At 73.3% G+C, this 6,783-nt stretch carries 6 protein-coding genes; 1 reads left to right on the top strand and 5 read right to left on the bottom strand.

All coding sequences use genetic code 11. From position 1 onward, the window contains the following. Positions 1-112: 112 nt before the first annotated feature. The 4 genes from fxsA to AB0D53_RS28160 form a co-directional block, all read right to left on the bottom strand. Complete coding sequence (gene fxsA / locus AB0D53_RS28175) at positions 113-703, bottom strand: FxsA family membrane protein (protein ID WP_362451564.1); 591 nt, start codon at positions 701-703, stop codon at positions 113-115. A 98-nt stretch (positions 704-801) separates the two neighbouring features. Beyond that, entirely contained in the window at positions 802-1,569 is a 768-nt protein-coding gene (locus tag AB0D53_RS28170) for a polyprenol monophosphomannose synthase (protein ID WP_362451562.1), read from the bottom strand. Between the two features lie 549 nt (positions 1,570-2,118). After that, positions 2,119-3,765, bottom strand: coding sequence for an amidohydrolase (locus AB0D53_RS28165; RefSeq protein WP_362451560.1), 1,647 nt, complete (start codon positions 3,763-3,765; stop codon positions 2,119-2,121). Between the two features lie 46 nt (positions 3,766-3,811). Beyond that, positions 3,812-4,252: an Lrp/AsnC family transcriptional regulator gene (locus tag AB0D53_RS28160; RefSeq protein ID WP_124718962.1), complete on the bottom strand. Its 441-nt coding sequence runs from the start codon at positions 4,250-4,252 to the stop codon at positions 3,812-3,814. Between the two features lie 204 nt (positions 4,253-4,456). Between AB0D53_RS28160 and AB0D53_RS28155 the strand changes: the two genes are divergently transcribed. Continuing rightward, a complete protein-coding gene (locus tag AB0D53_RS28155) occupies positions 4,457-4,864 on the top strand; it encodes a hypothetical protein (protein WP_362451558.1) in 408 nt (135 codons plus the stop codon). A gap of 467 nt (positions 4,865-5,331) precedes the next feature. Here the strand turns inward: AB0D53_RS28155 and AB0D53_RS28150 are convergent, their stop codons facing one another. Continuing rightward, complete coding sequence (locus tag AB0D53_RS28150; protein ID WP_362451555.1) at positions 5,332-6,504, bottom strand: acyl-CoA dehydrogenase family protein; 1,173 nt, start codon at positions 6,502-6,504, stop codon at positions 5,332-5,334. Positions 6,505-6,783 lie beyond the last annotated feature (279 nt).

The following is a 6,783-nucleotide window of genomic DNA, read 5'->3' as shown; positions in this document are numbered from 1 at the left end:
CCGCGCGGGGGGCCTCCCCCCCGGGGCCGCCCCCCCCCCCCGCGGCTCTGTCGTGGCGTGCTCCTCGCGGCGTGCTCCGTGAGCCGCCGGGCGGACGCTCCCGCCCGCCCGCTCAGGGGGTCAGCGGCGGCCGGGGGCCCTCGTCGGGGCGTGCGCCGGGCTGTGCGCCCTCCTCGCGGATGACCTCGCCCTGTACGACCTTTCCGTCCGGCCGGTGGATGCGGGCCTGCTGGAAGGCGTCGGAGAGGCTGCCGGGGCTCGCGGCACGCATCCGGCGCTCCAGCGACCGCTCCGCGTACCGGCCGAGCCACGAGCGGACCGGCGGCACCAGCAGCAGGAGCCCCGCGGCGTCCGAGACGATGCCCGGGATCATCAGCAGCAGCCCGCCGAGCATCAGGAAGCCGTTGCCCCTGCCGCCCGAACCGGTGGCCGGCGGGGCGGCGGCCGCCCCGGGCTGCCCCGGCATCTGCTGGAGGGTCTCGGTGAGGTTGCGGAAGGCCCGGCGGCCGGCCCGCTTCATCACGGCGGCCCCGAGCACGATGCCCGCCGCCAGGAGCAGCAGCACGGTGAATCCGCCCGCCGCTTCGGCCACGACGGTGAGCAGCCAGATCTCCAGCACCGCCCAGGCGGCGATGGCGAGGGGGACGAAGGTACGGGCGCGGGAGCGCCGGGGGGCGGTCGGGGGCGGTGTGCCGGTCGTCATGGTCCCCAGTGTGCCCGTACGGCCGTCCGAACGGCACAAGGGGGTGATCATGGGCGGCTGCCCGGCTGCCCGCCGCCGCCGGCGGCGGGCACTGCGCATCAGAGCGCCTTGCGGCCCAGGACCCGGTTCGTACGGGAGGTGACGCCCCAGGAGGTGACCCGCCAGAGGGCCTCGACCAGGATGTCGCGGCTCATCTTCGAGTCGCCGATCTCCCGGTCGACGAAGGTGATCGGGACCTCGACGACGTGATAACCGGCCTCGACGGCCCGGCGGGCCAGGTCGACCTGGAAGCAGTAGCCCTGCGAGGCGACCTGGTCGAGGCCGATGCCGTCCAGGGTCTCGGCGCGGAAGGCCCGGTAGCCGCCGGTGACGTCCCTGGTCCGCAGTCCGAGAAGCAGCCGGGAGTAGGTGCTGCCGCCGCGGGAGATCATTTCCCGGGACTTCGGCCAGTTGACCACGCGCCCGCCCGGCACCCAGCGGGAGCCGAGCACCAGGTCGGCACCCTTGAGCGCGGTGAGCAGCCTGGGCAGCTCCTCGGGCTGGTGGGAGCCGTCGGCGTCCATCTCCACGAGCACGCCGTAGCCGTGCTCGGTCCCCCAGCGGAAGCCCGCGAGGTAGGCGGCGCCGAGCCCTTCCTTGCCCTTGCGGTGCAGTACCCGGACCTGGCTGTCCCCGGAGGCGATCTCGTCGGCGATCTTGCCGGTGCCGTCCGGGCTGTTGTCGTCGGCGACCAGGATGTCGGCGTCCGGCACAGCGGCGCGCACCCGGCTGACGATCGGCTTGATGTTCTCGGCCTCGTTGTAGGTCGGAATGATCACCAGGATTCTGCCGAGCGGGCCGTACCGCCGCTGACCGCCGTCGTTCACTTACTGCCCCTTAAGTCCGTACGCAGGTGCACACCATATCCAGCGGGCGGGGACCCATCGCCGACACGGTCGGACGGGGCTGTTCGGCGCCGGGGACAGAAGGACGGAAGTGCGGACAGAAACCCGGGGCGCGCACGGACGGGAACTACGGATGGGGGCCCAGCGCCCTTCGGGCCGGCCTGGGACCCGCTGGCTGCGGGTCGACCTAGAGCCGTTGTCTACTGAACGTCCGGGCCCCACCCGGGTCGCACCGCCGTCCGGATGAAACCTTCCCTCGCCCCCGAGGCGCGGACGCTGAACCTGGCTGTCAGTGGTGGTGCGCCGGTGCGGCACACCACCCCATGACCCAGCGGCGTTCGACGACTGCGTGGAGATTCAACCGGTCGGACGTCCTGTGGTGGACTTGCCGAACCTACCGGCCGGTGGGCGCGTTCTGTCAATAGCCGTCTGACCTGCAATATTTACGAAACTTGCCTGGTCAGTAGCGAAGATCCGCAGGTCGCGGCGGAACGGGGACCGCCGACGGTGACGATGCGCGATACCCGCACGTCACTCGTTCGGCCGTGCATAGACAACTTGTCCGAAGACCACGGTCCTCAGACAGACCGGAAGCTCGGCGCCGGGGGTCAGATCGGGCAGGCCGGGCGTCCCCGACCGGGGGTCGGTGGACCAGCGGGCGACCCGGTCGTCCGGGGCCTGGACCACCAGATCGGCGGTGCGCCAGACCGCGTAGTCGGCCGGGGCGCCGGGCACCAGGATCCCCGCGTCGTCACGGCCGACGGCCCGCCAGCCGCCCCGGGTGTGGGCGGTGAAGCCCGCCCGGACGGAGATACGGTGTTCGGGCGTGCGGTGGAAGGCCGCGGCCCGTACGGTGCCCCACGGGTCGAGCGGGGTCACCGGGCTGTCGGAGCCGAAGGCCAGGGGCACGCCGGCCCGCAGAAGCGCCGCGTACGGGTTGAGGGTCCTGGCCCGCTCGACGCCGAGCCGCCGCGCGTACATGCCCTCCTCGCCGCCCCAGGCCGCGTCGAAGGCGGGCTGCACGGAGGCGGTCAGACCCAGCTCCGCGAAGGCGGCGACGGTCTCGGGGGTGAGCATCTCGGCGTGCTCGACCCGGTGCCGGGCGCCCCGGATCCGGGGCAGGCCGAGCGTCTCGGCGGCGGCCCGGACCCCTTCCACCACGGCGGAGACCGCGGCGTCCCCGATGGCGTGGAAGCCGGCCTGCAGCCCCGCCTCGGTGCATGCGGTGACATGGGCGGCGATCTGCGCCGCGTCCAGGTGGGCGGCGCCGGTGTTTCCGGCCGGGCCGTCGGCGTACGGCTCGTGCAGGCAGGCGGTGTGCGAGCCGAGCGAGCCGTCCACGAAGAGGTCCCCGGCCGCTCCGACGGCGCCGAGCTCCCTGAGCCTGCGTGCGTCCTTCTCGTCCGCGACCTGCTCGGCCCAGTAGCCGAAGACCCGCGGTCCGCCCTCCGCGGCGGCGAGCTTCAGCAGGGCGGCGAAGTCCTCCTCGTCGGAGATGTCGGGGCCGCCGCACTCGTGGACGGTGCCGATGCCGAGCGACGCGGCGTGCCGCAGGGCGGCGCGCTGGGCGTCGGCACGCTGCCGCGGCGAGACGGCGCCGTGGGCCGCGGAGCGGACCGCGTGGTGGGCGGCGCCGGTCAGCGGGGCGTCGGGGTGGTAGCCGATCAGCCCGGTGACGCCGGGGACCAGGTCGAGCAGGGCGGTGGTGGCCACGGCGGAGTGCACGTCGATCCGGGGCAGGTAGACCGGCCGTCCGCCCGCCGCCGCGTCGAGCTCGCCGCGCGACGGGGGGCGCTGCTCCGGCCAGCGCGTGGCGTCCCAGCCGTGGCCGAGGACGACCCGGTCCCCGGGGTGGGCGGCCACGTACGCGCGCAGCAGGCCGAGCGCCTCGTCGAGGGTCCGGGCACCGGACAGGTCGAGGCCGGTGAGGGCCAGGCCGGTCGACGTGGTGTGGACGTGGGCGTCGGTGAACGCGGGGGTGACCAGCGCACCGTCGAGGTCGATCACTTCGTCGACGCCGCCCGCGAAGGCGTCGGCGGCCCCTTCCGAGCCAACCCAGGCGACATGGCCGCGTTCGACCACCATGGCGGTGGCGAAGGGGTCGGCGGGGCTGTGGACGTCTCCACCGCGCAGCAGCACGGTGCGGTGTTCGCTCTGGGGGGCGGTGCTCTCGGTCATGGGACCAGTCTCGCGCCTGCGGGGAGCCTCGCGGCCCCCGGCCCCCTCAGATCTGCGGCGGCCGGGCCTCGTACGGCGTCGACAGCACGACCGTGGTCCGGGTGGAGACACCGGCGAGCGAGCGGATCCGGGTGAGCAGGTGCTCCAGCTCCAGCGGCGTGGCGACGCGGACCTTGAGGATGTAGTTCTCGTCACCCGCGACGCTGTGGCACGCCTCCAGCTCCGGGACGTCCGCGAGCCGCTCGGCGATGTCGTCCGGCGCGCTCGGGTCGAAGGGTTTCACCGAGATGAACGCGGTGAGCGGCAGGCCGACGGCCTCGGGGTCCACGACCGCGGCGTAGCCCCGGATCACCCCGCGCTGCTCCAGCCTGCGGACACGCTGATGAACGGCCGATGTGGACAGGCCCGTGGCCTTGCCCAGGTCGGTGTAGCTCATCCGCCCGTCCTTGACGAGCAACTCCACGATCTGTCGGTCCAGCTCCTCCATACGGATCAACCTATTGCCCCGGGTCCCTCCAGGCACAGCGGCAGGGGCTCCGGAAGGGGCACCTGTGGCAGGCATGTGACGAATGCCACAGGTTTACGGGTGGGTAGCGGGCCACCTGGCGGTTACGGCCGTTGCGCGACGGGAAGTGCTTGCTGTGGTCGAGGCCCTGTCGCCTGGTCGGCCCATCTGAGGGGGGAATTTCCCATGCCGAGCCTGAAGCTCACCGGACGTACCGAACCGGATCCCGTCGAGGATGCCGCGCCCGTCGAGGACACCGCTCCCGACGCGTACGACACCTTCGAGATGTACCGGGTGATCTGCCCGGACTGCGCGCAGCCGATCGCGCTGCTGGCGGGCGAGGAGGTGCTGCCGGAGCACGCGCTGTGCCCGACGCCGTGGAATCCGTTCGTGCTGACCGTCTGCGCCGGTACGGGCCGCGCGGCGGCGCAGTCGCGGCCCGCCGACGATTCCCTCGACGCCCAGGAGCAGGAGACGGGCCTGCTGTTGACGCTCCCCCAGGGGCTCGACTGGAGGATGCAGCCCTTCTCGCACGCCGGCGGGCCCGGCTCGCGCCCGCTGCGCGTGCCCCGGATGCGGCGCGACGCCGCCTGACAGCCGCTCCCGCGTTCGCGCGGGACCGGCCCGGACACACCCGTCCGGGCCCCACAGCCCATCTGCGCCCGCACCACGACGGCCCGCCGCGTGGTGCCCGCGATGAGGACCGCCTGCCGCCCGGGGACCGGGCGAACGGGCTCTCGATTCGGCCGGACAGTGACCACGGCCCGTCCGGCGCCGTTGGCCAGGCATGACCCTGCTGCACTCAACGGCCGGTTCCGGCCGCCGCCGCCTCGCCGCTCCCACCGCCGAAGAATCGGTTCCGCAGCCCGGTTCGCAGCCGGTACCCCGGCCCGTGCCTCCCCGTTCGGTGCCGCGACCGGTGCCGCGCTCCACCGATCCGCCCATCTACCGGGCGCTGCTGCGCCGTTGGGAGGGCGCGGGCCGGACCCTGCCGGGCCGCCACGACCAGGAGTGGAACCGGATCATGGCGACGCCCGTGTGGTCGGACCGGCCGCTGCGTGTCAGCGCGTCTCGGGACCCGCGAGGTGGCGCGCGATGACCATCCGCTGAATCTGATTGGTGCCCTCGACGATCTGCAGCACCTTGGCCTCGCGCATCAGCCGCTCGACCGGGAAGTCGAGGGTGTAGCCGTATCCGCCGAGCACCTGGACGGCGTCGACGGTGACCCGCATGGCCGTGTCCGTGCAGAACAGCTTGGCCATGGCCGCCTGGCGCGAGAAGGGCTTGCCCTCGTCGCGGAGCCGGGCGGCCTCCAGGTAGAGCGCGCGGCCCGCCTCGATCTGGGTGGCCATGTCGGCGAGCATGAAGCGCAGCCCCTGGAAGTCCGCGATGGGGCGGCCGAATTGCTGCCGTCCGGACGCGTAGCCGACGGCCTCGCTCAGAGCGGCCTGGGCGACGCCGATCGCGCAGGCGGCGATGCCGAGACGCCCGGAGTCGAGCGCGGACAGGGCGATCGCGAAGCCCTGGCCCTCCTCGCCGATCCGGCGCGCGTCGGACACCCGTACGCCGTCGAAGTTCAGCTGGGCGGTGGGCGAGCCCTTCATGCCCATCTTCTTCTCGGGGGCGGCCGCGACGAGCCCCTCGGCGTCGCCGGGAACCAGGAACGCGGTGATGCCGCGGGGGCCCTCGACCCCGGTGCGGGCCAGGACCGTGTAGAAGTCGGCGATGCCGCCGTGGGTGATCCACGCCTTGGTGCCGGTGACAACCCAGTCGTCGCCGTCGCGTACGGCCTTCGTGCGGAGCGAGGCGGCGTCGGAGCCGGAGGCGGGCTCGGAGAGGCAGTAGGCGCCCAGCAGGCCGCCTCCCAGCATCGCCGGGAGGTGTTCGGCCCGCTGCTCCTTGGTGCCGTATCCGGCGACCGCGTGGCAGGCGAGGGAGTGGACGCTGACGCCGAGGCCGACGGTGAGCCGGGCGGCCGCGAGCTCTTCGAGAACCTGGAGGTAGACCTCGTACGGCTGGTCGCCGCCGCCGTACGCGGAGTCGTAGGGCAGTCCCAGCAGTCCCGACTCGGAGAGCAGCGTGAAGACCTCGCGCGGGAACCGGCCCGCTTCCTCCTCCTCCGCCGCCCGGGGCGCGATCTCTCGCTGGGCGATGTCGCGGACGAGCGCGACGAGCTGCCTGGACTCCTCGGTGGGCAGACGGCGTTCCACCACTTGCGAAGCACGGTCGGTCATGACGGCGCTCTCCTCCCTGTCGGGCGTTGCGACGGTCGCGCGCGAGGGGTGTGGGCGGCGCCGCCGGGGGGCTTCCGGGCGGAGCCCGGAAAAGCACTGCTGTCCAGCCGACGCCGGCCCCCTCGGATTACGAGAGCTGCTGGCCAGCGGCTGTGGCGGCTTGAGTATGCCCGATCGGACGATATCCGTCACGGGGTGACCGGGCGACTCGGCACCGAGCGGAACGATCACCGGAGTTGGTCCGAACCATTGACCCGACTGGTCTAGTCCATCTACGGT

The sequence above is a fragment of the Streptomyces sp. NPDC048295 genome, from assembly GCF_040652135.1.
GTDB lineage: Bacteria > Actinomycetota > Actinomycetes > Streptomycetales > Streptomycetaceae > Streptomyces.
This window is presented reverse-complemented; position numbering and strand designations above follow the sequence as displayed.

Coding starts and splice junctions, on each gene's coding strand:
- fxsA (WP_362451564.1), bottom strand. CDS start 703: ATGACGACCGGCACACCGCCCCCGACCGCCCCCCGGCGCTCCCGCGCC.
- AB0D53_RS28160 (WP_124718962.1), bottom strand. CDS start 4,252: ATGGAGGAGCTGGACCGACAGATCGTGGAGTTGCTCGTCAAGGACGGG.
- AB0D53_RS28165 (WP_362451560.1), bottom strand. CDS start 3,765: ATGACCGAGAGCACCGCCCCCCAGAGCGAACACCGCACCGTGCTGCTG.
- AB0D53_RS28155 (WP_362451558.1), top strand. CDS start 4,457: ATGCCGAGCCTGAAGCTCACCGGACGTACCGAACCGGATCCCGTCGAG.
- AB0D53_RS28150 (WP_362451555.1), bottom strand. CDS start 6,504: ATGACCGACCGTGCTTCGCAAGTGGTGGAACGCCGTCTGCCCACCGAG.